At 45.5% G+C, this 17,828-nt stretch carries 15 protein-coding genes; 7 read left to right on the forward strand and 8 right to left on the reverse strand.

The features are described 5' to 3' along the window. Nucleotides 1–21 precede the first annotated feature (21 nt). Nucleotides 22–1,410, reverse strand: coding sequence for a mercuric reductase (locus tag B0I27_RS10805; RefSeq protein WP_106293243.1), 1,389 nt, complete (start codon nucleotides 1,408–1,410; stop codon nucleotides 22–24). A 156-nt stretch (nucleotides 1,411–1,566) separates the two neighbouring features. Between B0I27_RS10805 and B0I27_RS10810 the strand changes: the two genes are divergently transcribed. Together B0I27_RS10810 and B0I27_RS10815 are read left to right on the forward strand one after the other, a co-directional pair. Continuing rightward, nucleotides 1,567–4,482 (forward strand): glycosyl hydrolase 115 family protein, encoded by a 2,916-nt coding sequence (locus tag B0I27_RS10810; protein WP_106293244.1) that lies wholly within the window; start codon nucleotides 1,567–1,569, stop codon nucleotides 4,480–4,482. Nucleotides 4,483–4,523: 41 nt separating this feature from the next. After that, a complete protein-coding gene (locus tag B0I27_RS10815; protein WP_106293245.1) occupies nucleotides 4,524–4,736 on the forward strand; it encodes a hypothetical protein in 213 nt (70 codons plus the stop codon). An 86-nt stretch (nucleotides 4,737–4,822) separates the two neighbouring features. Here B0I27_RS10815 and B0I27_RS10820 read toward each other — a convergent pair whose 3' ends face one another. Beyond that, entirely contained in the window at nucleotides 4,823–6,364 is a 1,542-nt protein-coding gene (locus tag B0I27_RS10820; RefSeq protein ID WP_106293246.1) for a pectate lyase family protein, read from the reverse strand. 219 nt (nucleotides 6,365–6,583) lie between these two features. Between B0I27_RS10820 and B0I27_RS10825 the strand changes: the two genes are divergently transcribed. Next, a complete protein-coding gene (locus B0I27_RS10825; RefSeq protein WP_106293247.1) occupies nucleotides 6,584–6,946 on the forward strand; it encodes a VOC family protein in 363 nt (120 codons plus the stop codon). Between the two features lie 34 nt (nucleotides 6,947–6,980). Here B0I27_RS10825 and B0I27_RS10830 read toward each other — a convergent pair whose 3' ends face one another. The 3 genes from B0I27_RS10830 to B0I27_RS10840 are packed head-to-tail and all read right to left on the reverse strand — an operon-like array spanning nucleotide 6,981 to nucleotide 8,520. Next, nucleotides 6,981–7,151 (reverse strand): type II toxin-antitoxin system antitoxin, encoded by a 171-nt coding sequence (locus B0I27_RS10830; RefSeq protein ID WP_106293248.1) that lies wholly within the window; start codon nucleotides 7,149–7,151, stop codon nucleotides 6,981–6,983. Between the two features lie 2 nt (nucleotides 7,152–7,153). Beyond that, on the reverse strand, nucleotides 7,154–7,633 hold the full coding sequence (locus B0I27_RS10835) for a hypothetical protein (protein ID WP_146133120.1): 480 nt from the start codon (nucleotides 7,631–7,633) through the stop codon (nucleotides 7,154–7,156). A gap of 29 nt (nucleotides 7,634–7,662) precedes the next feature. Then, on the reverse strand, nucleotides 7,663–8,520 hold the full coding sequence (locus B0I27_RS10840; RefSeq protein ID WP_106293250.1) for an SPFH domain-containing protein: 858 nt from the start codon (nucleotides 8,518–8,520) through the stop codon (nucleotides 7,663–7,665). A gap of 233 nt (nucleotides 8,521–8,753) precedes the next feature. On the opposite strand from B0I27_RS10840, the gene B0I27_RS10845 reads away from it, so the two are divergent. Continuing rightward, the gene (locus tag B0I27_RS10845; RefSeq protein WP_106293251.1) at nucleotides 8,754–9,674 is read left to right on the forward strand and encodes a TolB family protein; all 921 of its coding nucleotides are present in this window, start codon (nucleotides 8,754–8,756) and stop codon (nucleotides 9,672–9,674) included. Nucleotides 9,675–9,814: 140 nt separating this feature from the next. Further along, nucleotides 9,815–13,204, forward strand: coding sequence for a DEAD/DEAH box helicase (locus B0I27_RS10850; protein ID WP_106293252.1), 3,390 nt, complete (start codon nucleotides 9,815–9,817; stop codon nucleotides 13,202–13,204). Between the two features lie 4 nt (nucleotides 13,205–13,208). Here B0I27_RS10850 and B0I27_RS10855 read toward each other — a convergent pair whose 3' ends face one another. Together B0I27_RS10855 and B0I27_RS10860 are read right to left on the reverse strand one after the other, a co-directional pair. Then, entirely contained in the window at nucleotides 13,209–13,772 is a 564-nt protein-coding gene (locus B0I27_RS10855) for a DUF417 family protein (RefSeq protein ID WP_106293253.1), read from the reverse strand. 37 nt (nucleotides 13,773–13,809) lie between these two features. Next, nucleotides 13,810–14,256 carry a DUF983 domain-containing protein gene (locus B0I27_RS10860; protein ID WP_342751875.1) on the reverse strand — a complete coding sequence of 149 codons (447 nt, stop codon included), beginning with the start codon at nucleotides 14,254–14,256 and terminating at the stop codon, nucleotides 13,810–13,812. Nucleotides 14,257–14,608: 352 nt separating this feature from the next. Between B0I27_RS10860 and B0I27_RS10865 the strand changes: the two genes are divergently transcribed. Further along, entirely contained in the window at nucleotides 14,609–15,634 is a 1,026-nt protein-coding gene (locus B0I27_RS10865) for a DUF922 domain-containing protein (RefSeq protein ID WP_106293254.1), read from the forward strand. Between the two features lie 4 nt (nucleotides 15,635–15,638). Here the strand turns inward: B0I27_RS10865 and B0I27_RS10870 are convergent, their stop codons facing one another. Then, nucleotides 15,639–16,430, reverse strand: a complete 792-nt coding sequence (locus tag B0I27_RS10870; protein WP_106293255.1) for a glycerophosphodiester phosphodiesterase — start codon at nucleotides 16,428–16,430, stop codon at nucleotides 15,639–15,641. A gap of 169 nt (nucleotides 16,431–16,599) precedes the next feature. On the opposite strand from B0I27_RS10870, the gene mgrA reads away from it, so the two are divergent. Continuing rightward, complete coding sequence (gene mgrA, locus B0I27_RS10875; protein ID WP_106293256.1) at nucleotides 16,600–17,631, forward strand: L-glyceraldehyde 3-phosphate reductase; 1,032 nt, start codon at nucleotides 16,600–16,602, stop codon at nucleotides 17,629–17,631. The last annotated feature ends 197 nt before the right edge of the window (nucleotides 17,632–17,828 follow it).

Consider the following 17,828-nt stretch of genomic DNA (forward strand, 5'->3'; position numbering starts at 1 on the left):
TTCCAGCAACGATCAGCTCGATCAAGCTTGATCTCCGTCAAATTCCATGAATAAATTATTAAGCGATTCAGCATACAGCGGATGCGCAAACATCATGTTCCGGACTGCGCTGTAATCTATCTTTCCGAGCATAGCCATTTGGAGCACCGACATCACTTCCCCTCCTTCTTCCCCTAGGATTGCCACACCCAGTATCTGCTTCGTATCTGCGTCGACCACGGCCTTCATCAATCCCCGCTCATCACCGGTTTCAATTGCCCTGGCTACGCGGGACATCGGTATACAGGCTACTTTAATGTTTAGCCCCTTCGCCCGAGCTTCCGCTTCTGTAAGTCCTACCCTCCCCAATTGAGGATCGATGAACATACAATAAGGCACCAAACGATCAGTAGTTTGCTTCTCAGCATGAAGCAGGTTCCGCAAAAGAATGAGATGATCATTATAAGCCACATGCGTAAACTCCGGTCCCCCTTTTACATCTCCGATCGCGTATATGCCTTCAGCTGAGGTCTCCAGATATTCATTCACGACAAGATATCCCTGTTCGTCAGTAGCGACCCCTGCAGAAGCCAGATTCAGATCCCCGCTATTTGGAACCCTCCCGGCAGCAACAAGCACATGACTACAGGACATACTTCGTTCTTCCTGTCCCACGGTAAACCAAACATTTGTCTCGTTTCCTTCGCGTTCCACAGCTTTCGTATCCGCACCACAGATAATTTTTATTCCTTCCAACTCCAACAGCTTCCTAACTTCATTGCTTATGTCGATATCCTCTTGCTCCAAAATGCGATCTCCAAGATTCAGAATGGTAACCTCAGAGCCGAAGCGCCTGTACATCTGACCGAACTCCAAGGCAATATACCCTCCACCGATGATCAGAAGGTGGCGGGGTATTTCCTTCAACTCCATCAATGTAGTAGAAGTAAGATATCCACTGTTTTCCAGACCCCTGATGTTGGGCAAATCCTGTTTCGTGCCTGTGCTGATAATAACCTTCGAAGCAGTTATAAGGGATGTGCCTCCTGAACGGAGCTTGGTTTCTATAACGTTCCGCTCTCTAAAAGCAGCCTGTCCCCATATTAAGTCCAGATTATCGGTTTCCTCCAGGCCTTCCTGAGCGCTGTTACGGAAAAGCTCCACCACATCCGATTTACGCTTGATGATAGCATGTATATCAATCTCTCTCAATTCCGCTTTTAGTCCCCATTCTTCCGCGCGTCCGATCGTATGAATCGCCTTAGCCGACGCAATCATGGTCTTTGTAGGAGTACAGCCCACATTCACACAAGTACCTCCTGCATAACTCTTTTCCACCAGAGCCGTCTTCCACCCTGCCTTTGCCAGTTTTTTCGCCAGAGGAGTTCCGCCCTGACCAGAACCAATAATAATCGCGTCGTATATCTCCATAAGTCCAAAATAAAGCAGATCCCAATAAAGCGGTCCGCACTAATTAAAACAAATGACTTCCGTTATGTTTGAAATATAGCCGTTACAGTTTTGCAAGCAACAGAGTTCTGAGGAATAAATCTTTAACTTGCTTCCATAAACAACCAATTGATCTCTATGCTTGATTCATTACCGTTGCAAGCCAAACAGCTGTTCACGATATCCCTACTTACCTTATTCAGTTTCCAGAACATTAACGCGCAGACATTTACCGTCTTCTCCGCAACTGAAAGTGCCACAATCGTTTACGACAATAAGGGTCCGGCACTCGACTCCATCAGCGCCTGCCTTCTTCGAGATGACATAGGCAAGGTGTCCGGTATCCCTCCCAAAGTAGTAAGCGACCTTTCCAAAGCAACGGGACAGGTAATTGTTATCGGTAATGCAAGCTCCGATCTTATCAAAAAAATCGTTCCAGGACGCACAGCATGGAAGGATAGCCTATCCGGAAAATGGGAACGATACGGTTATAAGACATTGAAAAATCCTCTCGAAAACATCAAACAAGCCTTCATCATTGCCGGAAGCGACGCGAGAGGTACCGCCTATGGCGTCTTTAGTCTCTCGGAGCGCATCGGCGTATCCCCTTGGAACTGGTGGGCCGACGCTCCAGTGAAAAAACAAAAGGAAATCACGCTGGAAATAGCCGATTATACCTCAGCAAGTCCTTCTGTTAAGTACCGTGGTATCTTTCTAAACGACGAAGACTGGGGGCTTCAGCCATGGGCTGCCAAAACTTTCGAACCCGAGACAGGCGATATTGGTCCCCGTACCTATTCGAAGATATTCGAACTTCTCCTAAGGCTCAAAGCGAACCTGATCTGGCCGGCAATGCATCCGAGTACGAAAGCCTTCTACCATTATCCCGGAAATAAGGAGGTGGCCAAAGACTACTCCATTCTAGTCGGCTCTTCCCATGCTGAACCGATGCTGAGAAACAATGTAGACGAATGGAAAAAGGAAATGGGGGCTTTCAACTATATCACCAACAAAAATACAGTACACCAATATTGGGAAACACGCGTAAAAGAAAGCGCCAATCATGATGCCATCTATACGCTGGGCATGCGCGGTGTACATGACAGTGGTATGCAAGGTGTAGAAAGCATACAAGAAACTATACCCTTGCTTGAGGGAATTATCAAAGATCAACGAAACATGCTGGCCAGACAGGTCAATAAGGACGTCACAAAAATCCCTCAGGCATTCACCGCCTATAAAGAGGTTCTGGAAATTTACGACCATGGGCTTAAACTACCCGAAGATGTAATTGTTGTATGGCCAGATGACAATTACGGGTACATACACCGTTTAAATACCGAGTCTGAGAAAAGCCGACCGGGTGGTTCGGGCGTCTATTACCATACATCCTATTGGGGAAGGCCACATGATTATTTATGGCTAAGCACAACGCATCCTGCGCTGATCCGCGAAGAAATGATGAAAGCTTATGAAAATAAGTCAGACCGCCTCTGGGTTCTCAACGTTGGCGATATAAAACCACAAGAATATGTCATTCAGATGTTTCTGGACATGGCTTATAAAGCTGCCCCTTTCAAACAACGCGACTATGCAAGCTCGCACCACTACCAATGGATGGAAAGCATATTCGGCACTAAACAAGCCAAAGATATTTCCGATATCATGTGGAACTATTATGACCTAGCGTTTGAACGCAAACCAGAGTTCATGGGATGGAGCCGGACAGAGCCAACAACACAAACAGATTATTCGGATTATAACCACTTCTTTTATGGAGATCAGGCGCAAAAGCGCATCGATGCCTATTCTACACTGGAGTTGAAAGCAAGAATTCTGAAAGACAAAATTGACCCGTCAGCCGCAGATGCCTTCTATCAACTGGTATACTACCCGGTTGTTGGAGCTTCTCAAATGAATAAAAAGTTCCTTTTCAGAGACAAAAGCTATTTATACGCAAAGCAAAATAGACTAAGTGCTAAAAGCTATGCTGCAAGATCGCAGGAAGCTTATAACATCATTCAAAAAGAAACAAATTATTTCAACACTCAACTTAGCGGTGGAAAATGGAAATACATGATGTCTATGGAACCCAGAAGCCTGCCGGTATATCTCCAGCCCAAGTTACCGGCCATTTCTATCGACAGTTCTCAGGTTTGGAATCTCGCAGCCGAAGGTTACCAGTTGAACGACACCGCTAAGAGCACTGCAACAACCAACAGACACTCGTTACCTCCGTTCAGCAAACTGAGTAAAAGCAAATATTTCGTTGATCTGTACATTAGTGCCGGAAAGGAGCTTCAGTGGGCAGCTACATCTTATCCAAAATGGATTAAGCTCTCTCAGTCCAAGGGCGTATTAAAACCCGAATCAGGTTTGGAAGAGTTGAGAATTTGGGTAGACATAGATTGGTCTAAACTCCGGAACAAGCGTTCGGCCGAGAGTGAAATCACGTTCAAGGCAGCTGGCAAGACACTCAAAGTGAACGTAGAGGCAGTCGATCATTCAGCCTCCCTGCCAAAAAACTATAAGGGCTTCATCGGAGATAAGGGCTACGTATCCATCCCGGCCAAAAGCTATTCTCGCAAAACCGCAGTGAACGGTGCCTTCTGGGAAGACATACAGGCACCAGGACCTGCGGGTAGCTACCTGATGGCAATGCCTCTGATCAAAAAAGAAATAAGAATGGAAACCATCAGAACAACCTCTCCCGTTCTCGAATACGACTTCTTTACTTTCAGCGGAGCTGCTCCAACAGTCCAGATACACACGCTGCCTACGCATCCACTTAACAACGAATCCCGTATGCGCTATGCCATATCAATCGATGACGGCCCCTTACAAGTGCTCGACCATACCACCACAGGCCGAAGTGAAGAGTGGAAACAAAACGTCTTAAGAAACAGTGCGATAAGAAAACTCAAGTCCCAATTCCTCGAAAAGGGACATCATACATTAAGGATCTATATGATCGATCCTGCAGTCGTCTTACAACATATCAATATTGACATGGGAGGCTTACAAAGGTCATACGGTTGGATACCAGATACCTGAAACAGAATGCGTTGCCAACTGTTCTGATGTAAAACATCACCATGAAAACAACAATAGCAATTATACTAGCGACGCTATACTTGCTAGCTTTTATCGTCGCCATTAACATTCAGGCTTCAGAAAGTCTGGTGTACTTTCTGTTCGCATTCTCTCCCGTCATGTTAATCGGTCTTGCCCTCACGATCTTGAGGGACAGGGGCGAAAATTATCCCGAGATGAAGGAAGGGCAGGAATGGGGATATTTTCATAATTAGTAGTACACGTAATCTCAGCTATAAACGAAGTAAGCCCCACTATCCGAAAACGGTGGGGCTTACAAACCTAATTGATCATATCCGCTTTAGCTGATCGTATCGACGTTATTGCCGAGATTCCGGTAGTTAATCTTCTCCTGAGGATTCGTTCCATTTAAGTATTCTTCCACATTGGTGTAGCCGTCACCGTCGGCATCCATAGCACCGTCGTTCGGATTTTTGGGATCTAGCTTGTACTTTCTTTCCCACTCATCCGGCATGCCGTCTCCGTCTGTGTCTACCGGCACCTGCCCAGGCTTGTATGATAACGTCGGATATCCGCCAACTTCCGATATTTCTTTGATAATACCGGTCTGAGTCATTGTTTTTCCGGTTCGCACCATCTCAACAACACGTTTATCGACAGCATCGCGCTTTGGTAAAGTAGCACCTGCTTTCGCCAGCACAGACTCAAAAGCGACATCCGCTGTCTGATGTGGTGCCACGGGCCATCCTTCAAATGGCGTGTTAACCCGAGCAAGACGCTCAGGTCCGCGCATACCTGCCCAGTTGTTATGAGTTAGCTCTTTGTTATCGTGCATAATATTGCCCGCAACATACCACTTTCCGGGACGATTAGCTGCTTTAGGGTACCAATCACCGTCCTTCCATGCACTTCCCGGAGAATACATACTGCGTTCTTCGATCCGCGCAAAAACCGCACGCATGTTCTCGTTTGTGGCAGGTCCCGGTCTGAAGTAATTATTGATCAGGTTAACCATAGACGTCTCATCTCCACCATCTATGGAACGGTGACGCCAGTTAAAAATAACATTATATCGAAAATCAAACGGGCCAGACATCCCGATCGACGGATTCCTCGCTGTGTTGCTGGCGAAGAGATTATGATGGAATGTCGAAGGATTCCCTCCCCAGGTACCACCAAACGCATGTCCTCTGGCATCCAGCGCTTCGCTGGATATAGTCCACTGAATGGTCACATTTTCTGCGGGATCTTTTATCTGCGTCTTACCGTCCAAAGATGGCCTCATAGTCCGGTACAGTGATATGTTCTCATCCATACCCCAGCTTGTGGAGCAATGATCGATAATGATATGGTGCTGCGGATTTCCTCCTATATTGTCATCACCTTGTCCACCTGTAGGAACGCCTCTGCGTACCCGAACATGGCGAACAATGACATTATGTGTATTGATGTTTAGTGTACCGGCGATACAGATACCGTCGCCTGGAGCAGACTGCCCGGCAATAGTGATGTATGGGTCGTTGATATTCAAGTCCGTAAGCGCTTTCACAGTCCCCGCCACCCGAAATACAACAATACGGGGTCCTTTCGCTTCCAGCGCTGCCCTCAGGCTTCCAGCTCCACTATCATTAAGATTCGTAACAGCGAAAACTTTGCCTCCCCGCCCTCCGGCAGTAAACATTCCACCACCCCATGCTCCGGGAAACGCCGGAATGACGGCTTCTGGTAATCGCGGTGGATGTGGGGGTATTTGCCCTGCTTCCGGTTGTCCGGCGGCATTATCCCTACCCTGGGCATTTGCGTCTGGAGATGACATCACAAAGGCAAGCAAAAGCATGCCACCTGAAATACTCCGATAAAATCTGTGTGCGTTTCGTTTCATTCTTAAGTTCTTATTTATCCTAATCAATCAATTAGCAAATGGTTATCTTTTGAAGATATTGATAAGACTTTAGCTGTGCTATAGAAAACCGCCGAATAGGGTAATAAGCCTTCTGAAAGTGGAAATATTCTAACTGAATGAATAACTTTATTTACATTCAATACGATATCAGCTCACTGTTTCTAAGATCTATTTACGATTGTCTAATCAGAACTTAATATGGAATACAATGTAATTTCAGTGCGACCGTTTATCGGCGCCAGAGATTTTGAACAGTCAAGGAATTTTTACCGTGACCTTGGTTTTACCGAAATAACCCTAACGCCAATGATGTCACTCTTTCAAAATAAAAATGCAGGCTTTTATCTTCAGGACGCCTATGTAAAGGATTGGATAGACAATACGATGGTCTTTTTAGAGGTCGAAAATCTGGATCAGGTTTATCGCGACCTTCTTGGCCTGAATTTAGAAACGAAGTACCCGCAAGTAAGGTTGGTTCCCATCCGCGTTGAAAATTGGGGAAGGGAGTGTTTTTTGCATGACCCCTCCGGGATTCTCTGGCATTTCGGGGAATTTAAGTAACCGTTTTGCGCCACTATTCACATCCTGGATGATATTATCCGTCCGCTTTCTTTCTGCGAATGGCCTTCTTCCGCTCGTTAATAGCTTTGTTAAGCAAATATTCAATCTGACCGTTTATGCTTCTGAATTCGTCGTTTGCCCACTCCTCCAGCTCTTTCATCATGTCGGCGCTCACCCTAAGTACAAATGGTTTCTTTTCAGCCATAATTACGTTGCTGCTACTGCTGCCTGTTGTTTCAAATGGATTTCTAAAGCTAAAAAGGCAAGCAAAAGCAACCAGCGGTTTTGCTTAGCCTGGACGTTAAAAGTAATAACCGGCATCTTAAACGGGCGGCTTTTAATATGTAACAATTCAGTGCCATCTTCAGCTTCCCAGATGGTTTTGCTCCTCCATATAGAAGGCTTAACAAAGGTGGCGACAAAACCGTCATATGCTGTAAAAGTGATTTTTGTGCTCCGGAAGCTCCGGGATGTAACAGCTATTGATTCACCTTCTATGGTTTTAATCTCAGAACCTTTGCCACCTTTTGCATTTACTATCCAGTCTGTGTCGGCAGTTTCGATCTTTACTTTAGGTCGCCATGATCCTTCATATCGCAGCAACCCGTAACTGTATTGCCCGTCGGTAAGCTCATATGTCGGCCGCCAGAACCCATTTCGTTTTACCGTTAACTCATTTGTTAACAACGATCTTATTGTTGAATAGTTCCCCACGACTAATGATATAAAGTACCCGTATTGACGACCGGAGATACCGCACGTTCGCCACAAAGCACCACTAACAAATTACTCACCATAGCAGCCTTTCGTTCTTCATCAAACTCGACGATATTTTTCTCGGAGAGGCGGGAAAGTGCCATCTCTACCATACCTACAGCACCTTCTACAATTTGCTTCCGTGCAGCTATAATAGCAGACGCCTGCTGTCTCTGTAGCATGGCATTGGCAATCTCAGGCGCATAGGCCAGATGCGATATACGTCCTTCCAGCACCTCTATACCTGCACGATCAAGACGTTCGTTTAGCTCCTGTTCCAATAAATGGCTCACTTGTTCCGCACCACCGCGAAGGGTAATCGCCTCGGTTTCGTCCTCCAGATTGTCGTACGCAAAGCTGTTAGCCAAATGACGCACCGCAGCCTCACTTTGTATATTGACATACTGAACGTAATTTTCCACCGAGAAAACAGCTTTCGCGGTATCTTTCACCTGCCAGACAATGACGGCAGCAATTTCAATCGGATTCCCCAATTTGTCGTTCACTTTTAATTGTTGCCCATTAAGATTATATGCTTTCAATGATATTTTTCTCTTAACCGTAAACGGATTCACCCAGAAAAAGCCGTCTTGTTTTACCGTTCCGGTGTATTTACCAAACAAGGTAAGCACCTTCGATTCATTGGGATTAACAATGATCAATCCCGGCAAAATCAGCGTAACGCCGATTAGCAAAATCAGAACGCAGGCAGCCCCATACTGATTGATGCCCAGATATATAGCTGTAGCCAGAAGTAAAAGAAATAAGGTTAACGCGAGGTAACCTGAGGGAGGACTGGTAATCTTTTCGGTTTCCATACTTTTTGATTTATAATGATATCATAAAGATATCATTATATTTCCCTTAAAGAAAAGACTATGAGATTTTTATATTCCAGATAAGCTAATAAAATAGCAGCAGATGCTAACGACCTTAATACGATAGAGTGTGCACAAAAATTGCCGTATTCCAAACAGACCCGAACGCGTTACCAGAGAAAAGGCCTGTAGATCATTTTTCTTAACTTTGCGGAACACCTTGAATTCAAACCATGCGTCTATTAAAGCTTTCAATACCTTTTCTTTCCCTCCTGATCGCCTGTAACAACAATCAACCGAGCAAAGACACCAGCACAGACAGTCTGAACTCCGCTTCTATAAGCAGTAAAAAATTTGCATTAGCGTATCGGGATGGCGATAATATTGTAGTCAGCAGTATCGACACCATGAAACAAGTATCTTTTGGTGGTGCAACGGATCCGGCAATATCTCCGGATGGTACAAAGCTCGCTTACACCATTAGTGATAGTGCCGGAAACCGCAACATTTGGGTGGCTGACCTCGAACATAAAACCCAGGCACAGTTGCCTGTTGACAATCATAACCATTACCAGGCCATGTGGTCGCCTAGTGGAAACAAGATCGCCTTCAGCATTTTCGACAAAGGAAACCGCTGGAAAGTGGGTGTCATCAATACGGATCACTCCGGTTACCAGATATTAGAGAGCAAGTCAGCCATCGAACTTTACTCGCCCACCTGGAAGAATGAGCAGCAACTGATCGGACATGATTTAACAAATCTCTACACCTTAGATCTTTCCGGTAAGATAATTGACACCCAACTTTTAACAGAGTTAATCGGAAAAGACCTATCCCTTTCCAGCAGCAACCGTTTCTTCTATACCAAAGACGGTAAAAAACTTATTTTTAACGCCGGCAACACGGACATAGTGAAGAATTCAGTAGGTCCTAATGAGGCCATCTACGTATTAGATCTGGCAAGCAAAAAGACCTCCAGGATTTCTCCTGAAGGTTTGAATGTACCGTCCCTGTATGTTACGGCTGATGATCAGATATTCTATAGCGCTTCAAAAACCTCCGACTCTGTTTTTAAAATATATACCGCCGACTTAAACGGCAATATCAAATTGCTGGTTGAAAAAGGGATGAGCCCTACAGGCGCTTCGAAATAATACATTGTGGTCCAACTTGTCAGGACGGTTGATAGCGTGCTTAACAACTATTCAAACCCTGACTTTGCAAATAACAGGAATGGTTTATCATGAGCGCCTCCCTGATATTATGGAAAGTATAGTCGCTCAGAAGTTTCGGAATGCAGAATAAAAACAACGGTCAGCTAAATATTATCCCGGATGGTCAGGGGACATACTTGCTTAAAGGAGTCGGGTTGCCCGATCTTCATGCAAGCAATATATCCCGTCTATATAAAGGGTCTGAATCCGATCTGACCGACCACGTCCTTCCCTATCCGAAATACATCCTCGTTGACGAAGGCAGCTTCTCCTACCACCACGCTCCGGAAATCCATGTGGAGGTTTCACAAAACAAGGAAGGACTCTCCCTCAAATGCTCTTGCATGGCGTCATTGCTGGACTGTTGTTATCACCAGATACAGGCACTGTTAAGTTTGATAGATAGAACGGATTACAGAGTCTTTTTCGACATCGACTTGAGACATATTAAGCTACAAAGATTCGCTGAAGACTTTGGACTGGAGAAAGAGCAGGAACTGGAGCGCTTCTTCCACATGGAATTCAGCAACGGGAAACTTACTATAAAACCAACTTTGCAGAATCTGCTGCCAGTCAGCAGCACTCACCTGCAGACTTATCAGACACTATTCAAGCACTTTACACCTGATATATCCGCAAAGCTAAATGAGTCGGCATCCATACAAAGAATAGCCGTTTTCAAGCGCCATAAATACTACGGGCATCTGCTTGTTGAATTACTCGAAGCCTCACTTACAAAGGAAGGTAAGGTAAAAAACCCCTTAAAACCGCTCAGTCCTCTCGAGATGATCTGGGAAACAAACCAAGCAGACGAAATAAAATTCTATTCTGCATTATCAAAGTTCCAGAACAATATCGACCCGGGAATCAGTCAAACGACCATCCGCTGTTTGAAAGCTATCGTCAAAAACCCGCTGGAACTTCCGTTCTATCTTCATGACAGCGATATCTCTGAGAACGTCGGCAGTAGTTCCCTCTTACCTGTACGCATCAGCAAGCATACGGTAAAGGATATTTCGCTGACTATTCAGCAAAAGAACCAGTTCTATGAGCTCTCCGGCAGTCTTCTCATCGACGGCATTCCAAGAGATATCGTTACACTGACCATCAAACACTCCTGCTTTGTACTTTCAGAGGATGCATTATACCTCATCGAAGATCAAAATACGCTCGACATAATCAATTTTCTCAAGAAGAGAGGTAATAACCCACTGATCCACCGCTCCAGATTCAGCGACTTCAGAAAATCCGTGCTCGAGAAGCAGGAGGAGCGTATCCCTATCGCCTATACCTTCATTCCAGAAGCTTCCGATAGACAGAAAGCAGAAGCCGGTTTCGATACTGAACTGGAAAAAATCATATTCTTGTCTGACTTCGGACAGCACGTTATGGTTATCCCCGTAATCCGGTATGCTGAGGTCGAAATACCTGTACGCTCCCAAAAGCAGATCTTCGGCCAGGACAAAAAAGGAAATCCATTCCTGGTGCAGCGAAACCATGAAGCCGAATTACAGTTTATCTCTTTACTGATTAAACAACATCCCAGTTTAGAAGAGCAACTGGACAACGGCCTCCAGTATTTCGACATTCACAAACGGCACTTTCTAAACGAAGACTGGTTTCTCCCCGTGTTTGAGGAATGGCGAAGGCTGGGTATAACCATCCTCGGCTTCAACGAGATCACCGGCAACACGCTGAACGCCCATACAATAAACGTTTCGGTAAAGGTGTTGAGTGGAATCAACTGGTTTAACTCCTTAATCAAAGTGAGTTTTGGTAAAAAGCAAGCCTCCCTGAAACATATCCACAAGGCCATCCGAAGTAAGACGAAGTATGTCCAGCTGGACGATGAAACACGGGGAATCCTGCCACAAGAATGGATAGAGAAATTCTCAGCTTACTTCAATGCCGGCGAAATCCTGGACCATGAAACTCTTCGCATTGCCAGAACCAATTTCGATACCGTTGCCGAACTCTATGAAGAGCCCTGGTTTAGCACGGATACCAAACGCGAGATCAATTATTTGCAGGAAAGGTTCGCTAACTTTTCCGGTATCTATCCGGTCGAGGTGCCCCAGGATATTAAGACCGACTTACGTGAGTATCAAAAAAACGGTCTTAACTGGCTGAACTTTCTGGATGATCTCAATTTCGGAGGATGCCTGGCAGATGACATGGGCCTTGGTAAGACGATACAAATCATCGCCTTCATTCTGCTGCAGAAAGCTAAGACCGGGCGCAACACTAACCTGTTGGTCGTACCTACATCCGTACTTTTCAACTGGTCTGCGGAGGTGGAAAAGTTCGCGCCTTCACTGAGCTTACTTACGTTCTACGGACCCAACAGAAAAAAGGATTCGCGCGACTTTGACCAGTACGATATTATCTTAACGTCCTATGGCACAATGGTATCCGACATAAGCACTTTAAAGAAGTTTTGCTTTAATTATGTATTCCTTGATGAGTCACAGAACATCAAGAACCCGGGCTCACAGCGACATAAAGCTGCTACACAACTTCAGTCGCGAAACCGGGTGGCTATAACCGGTACACCCATTGAAAACAACACGTTTGATTTATACGGCCAGCTATCCTTCGCTTGTCCGGGTCTTCTCGGAAACAAGCAGTATTTTAAAGACATCTATTCCACCCCTATTGATAAATTCAAAGTCAGCAAGCGCGCCAATGAGCTGCGGGAAAGGATCAAACCATTTATCCTGAGGCGTACAAAAGAACAGGTGGCGGCAGAACTTCCGGAAAAAACGGAGATGGTCGTCTATTGTGAAATGAACGAAGAACAGCGAAAAGTATATGCTGCCTACGAGAAGGAGTTCAGGGAATTTATCTCTGCGCTGGACGAGCAGGAACTCCCCAAAAATTCCGTCCACATTCTGAAAGGGCTCACCATGCTGAGACAGATCTGCAACTCGCCCGAGTTACTGAAAGGTACCCGGGTAAAAGGCGACTCTTCCTGCAAAATCGACGAATTACTGGAACAAATCGAGTCCAAAGCACCCGCACACAAGATTTTGGTATTCTCTCAGTTCGTCGGTATGCTCGACCTGATCAAAAGGGAACTGAATAAGCGCGGAATGAAGCACGCTTACCTGACCGGACAAACACGTAACAGAAGAGCGGAAGTGGAATCGTTTGAAAACGACCCCGAGATCCGCGTATTCCTGATCAGCCTGAAAGCCGGAGGTACGGGCTTAAATTTAACCGCTGCCGACTACGTCTATCTGGTAGATCCCTGGTGGAACCCTGCAGTGGAGAACCAGGCTATTGACCGCTGTCACCGGATAGGTCAGAAAAACAACATCGTCGCTGTCCGCCTAATCTGCAAAGACACGATCGAAGAAAAGATCATGGACTTGCAAGCTTCCAAAAAAGGGCTTGCAAACGACCTCATAAAAGCTGATGGGCCCGGACTGAAATCCCTTAAAAAGACGGATCTGTTATCCTTGTTATGAACCTCTAACGACGCGTTTTTAAATACTTTCGTGCCGCCTGACCCATCGTAGCGATACTGGCTCCCAACATAATCACATCTTTAATAACCAGGCGACCGGCCACACTCAGGTACGGAAAACCATGCTCTGCATCCCCAAGATCCGGCACCCAGGTCTGAGGAGTAGTGATCAGAAAAGAAAGCGTGACCAGAGACATGACAAAAGCCAAAAAACTGCCTACTGCGGAAATACCCGGCCATATTGAGTAAACGGCTATCATTAGCCCAATCAAGCATATCACTGTCCCCAAGCCGTATGAAAACAGATAGGTATTGTTCTCTTCGTGCCACCTGATATTTTCTGCAACATACTCACCTTCCTTATTCATGTGAGTCTTATATTCAGGCGCATCATACTTGTAAAAGAAGCTCATCACCGGACTATGTGCGACAAATGGCACTATTCCAACAGCTTCATAACGGAAAGCTTTAAGGCCGCCGATCCAAAGCAATACGATAACGATTCCCCATCTCGCGATGTGAACGCCAGCTTCCTGCATGTCGGCAGCAATTCTAAATAGCTTGATCATTTCTAAAAAGTTTATAATACTTACCTATAATTTCATGCTATATAAGCGCGTCTTCATCCCTTCGCGGAGGCGCCTCTGCCATTTCGCGGCTGAAACGCAAACCCGGGCTCAACCAATACATGAGCACTACTCTTGAATATCGATAATTAAAGGGCGCAAGAAGAATAGCACCTGAAAAAAGCACGATCAGGTACAGCCATGGATTTTCCAGATTTCCGGTAAGCAGATAGGTACCCACTCCTAATATCACCAGTTCCGCCACATTAAACGCATAACTTACAAACATCGCCACATAGAAATAGCCCGGCTCCCGTTCGTAAACCAGATGGCAGTGCGAACACCTCTTGTGCATCGTCTGACTCTTAAAACCATACATCGGACCGTCAAAAAGTTTCCCTCGCCGACATCTCGGGCATTTACACTGTACCGCAGCCGAAAACTCAGACATGGGCTTATATTGATTATTTGATTCCATTTTGTTCATTCTTTTCCTTTTTTGAATATGTTCTTTCTAAACTCGTCGGGACCTGTACCCTTGTACTTTCTGAAAAACTTAGAGAAGTACGAGTTATCATTGAAATTAAGTTAATCAGCTATCTCAGGTATACTGAGATTCAGATTGACCAATAGATTATCAGAGCAAATCTAAGGACTATAAATTCAATATCCGCAGTACTTTTACTGATTCAATGGTATCATTCTCGGAATTACTTCCGACATACTACCAAACCACATGAGCCGTTATATCAACTAAGTTGAGAACGAAGCTGCGAGAATTGAGAACACACATTATTTACAAAATCATATTTACTTTTTTTGCCGGAATTTTATTGTGCGTGTTCGATAGCTCCGCACAAATCGTACTGGGAAATATACCTCCCGGAGTAAAGCCGACAGAATTTTATATTTCCCAGGTGCATGATAAGCGGACAAATAAGGAACCTATAGCTAAACTATTGGTTACCTCCCATACAAATAAAATGATATCGCAGCAGACTGACCTGCAAGGTGGTCCTGCAACAGCAATCAATCGTTACCTGAACAGGAATTTACCCAAAAACCAGTCGCTGACAGCAGTCACAATGGGTATCGAAGATCTCCATGTCAGGGAAACTGCACTTTCCAATGGCAACATAAGCGGGAAGGTAACGCTCAAAGCCTCTTTCGGTCTCCCAAAGAATTACGGAGTAGCGCCCCTGGTTACCACTCAGTACGCGGTTAACTACGTAAGATCCCCAACACTCAGCCCCCAGATAGAAGGCTACCTGAGAACGCTCCTCAAGTCCAGCCTCACATATTTCAATAACTGGATGAATGAAAATGCTGACACAGATCCCCGGCTTGCTAAAAGCGTGAAGTTTACCCTTTCTGATTACTCCGAAAAAACAGAAGGCGATACGATCTACTATTCTCCGAAACGAAAACTCCGATGGGATGACTTCCAGTCGCGTAACATCTCTTCAAACAAGTACCAGGCCCTGGTTATGCCAGGCATAGGCTATATCCAGGATGCCAAAATTATAAACGGCGTAGTGCATGTGCACATAGCCGTGAAGGCATATCTCCCCAAGAGTGCGGCATGGTCAAGATCAACAGGCAGAGACGCCTATACACTGAACCACGAACAACGGCACTTCGACATCGTCAAAATCATCGCCGAACAGTTCAAGGAAAAGGTAAAGAATGCGGATCTGCAGCCCGATACCTACGATGCCTTCCTGAATATGCAGTACCTCGACACGATGCGGGATGCCCATGCCATGCAGAAAGCCTACGATAAAGAGACGTCCCACGGACTGAACAGGGTCGCTCAAGCCTCCTGGGACGAGAAAATAGACAAACTTCTTGGGTTGACGCGCTGAGTAGCTATTTACCTTTTTTAGCGAGCAGCTCAAAGAGCAACTCCGGCTCATTGGTAGTAATATAGTCCGCTTTGTTCTCCAACATCCATTGCAGGTCTTCTTCTTTGTTAACCGTCCAGCCGTTGATGGTCAAACCAAGACGATGAGCTTCTTCAAACCATCCCGGGTTTGCCTTATAAACCGAATAATGGTAATCTGCTCCCGCAAACTTATCTTCTTTGAGCTTCTCTGCCGAAACAGCACTGCCTACGGATGCCAGAAAAGCAACAGTAGCCTTCGGATCAAGTTCCAGTATGCGCTTTAAAGAGCCATAGTGGAAGCTGATATATTCAATCCATGCGGTGGCCTTCATATCATGAACCATTTTGACCGCTGCATCCGTTAGCTTCATCATCTCTTCCTCGGTCTTTGCTGGCTTTAACTCCAGTATCAGCTTCGTTTTTTTCTGCTTCATCCCCTCTTTCAGGAAAGCCTCCAACGTAGGTATACTTTCTCCATTGGGAAGTTTCTTAGCCAACAACTCTTTGTACGTGGAGCTTGAAATATCGATCCCATAAAAGTCGGCATCATGATTCACTACCATTATCCCATCCCGGGTCATATGCACATCAAATTCGGACCCATAACACTTCAGTCTGATGGATTCCTTTAAAGACGCGATAGAATTTTCCGGATACTGGTTCTTTTTGAATGCTCCACGATGGGCAATCACAGGATTCTGGTTCCATTTCATGGTTTGTGCCTGACTGGCATAACAAATGATCATTGAAAAAAATAAGGCGAAATATGCTTTCATAAACTTATGCTTTACCTGGTTTAACCGCTCTGTATGAGTCCGGCTGCAGCCGGCAATATTACAAGACCGGTATTGACTAAATATAAAGTTTATGTTAAAATTAAACTAAGATCTGAAGATTAAAACCTTTTTTACAGATTTGTATTGCACTGTAAGAAGATAATTAAATATGAAATGGACACCCTCAGATAACCGCTACGAACAAATGGTTTATAACCGTTGTGGTAAGAGCGGCCTAAAATTACCCGCTTTGTCTTTAGGCCTCTGGCACAATTTCGGAGAAGATGCAAAGCACGCCAATAAAAGAGCGATATGCAGAACAGCTTTCGATCTCGGCATCACCCATTTTGATCTCGCGAACAATTACGGTCCGCCTCCAGGAAGTGCAGAAATAGCCTTCGGCCAGATCCTGAAGGATGACTTCGCAGGTTATCGCGATGAGCTGGTTATCTCCACCAAAGCCGGTTACAATATGTGGCCCGGCCCTTACGGCGAATGGGGCAGCCGAAAATATCTGATCTCCAGCTGCGATCAAAGCCTGAAACGTATGGGGCTTGATTATGTAGACATCTTTTACTCCCACCGTTTTGACCCGGAGACTCCTCTGGAAGAGACGATGATGGCGCTCGATCATATTGTCCGCTCCGGCCGCGCTTTATACGTAGGCCTGTCATCTTATAATTCCAAACGGACCCGAGAGGCTGTAAGCATCCTTAAAGAACTTGGCACACCTTGTCTGATACACCAGCCAAGCTATTCCATGCTCAACAGATGGATTGAAGAAGACGGACTGATCGACACTTTGGAAGACCTGAATATTGGATCTATTGTGTTCTCTCCTCTTGCACAGGGAATGCTCACAGACAAATACCTGAACGAAATCCCGGAAGGCAGTCGTGCTGACCAGCATAAATCTCTAAATCCTGACTTCTTAAACGAAAAAACACGCAACAATATCCGGGCGTTAAATGAGATCGCTCAGGGCCGCGGACAAACGCTGGCGCAGATGGCTATCGCGTGGGTGCTCAGAGGTGGCAGGATTACTTCCGCATTGATCGGTGCGAGTCGCCCTGAACAAGTTGAGGATTGCGTAAAGGCTTTGACAAAGCCCGATTTCAGCGAAGCAGAACTTGCGGAGATCGACAAATACGCGACCGATTCTTCTATAAATATCTGGGCGAAGTCTGCAGAGCGGGCCTAGTACATATCTCTATCCTGCCGTCAGTTTACAGGCGCGTGTCCTTTTTACCCTTTTGAGCATTTAAAGGACACGCGCTTGCCGGTCGGATCTGCCGACTGTTTGTTATCCGCTACGATCTTCGGAATCGACCTGGGTTTAGTCCGGGAGATCTCCTTCGGAACGTCCTCCTTATCCTTGCTCCTGACCTTCCCTGCCAG

This window comes from Arcticibacter pallidicorallinus (assembly GCF_003002875.1).
In the GTDB taxonomy this organism is placed as follows: domain Bacteria; phylum Bacteroidota; class Bacteroidia; order Sphingobacteriales; family Sphingobacteriaceae; genus Arcticibacter; species Arcticibacter pallidicorallinus.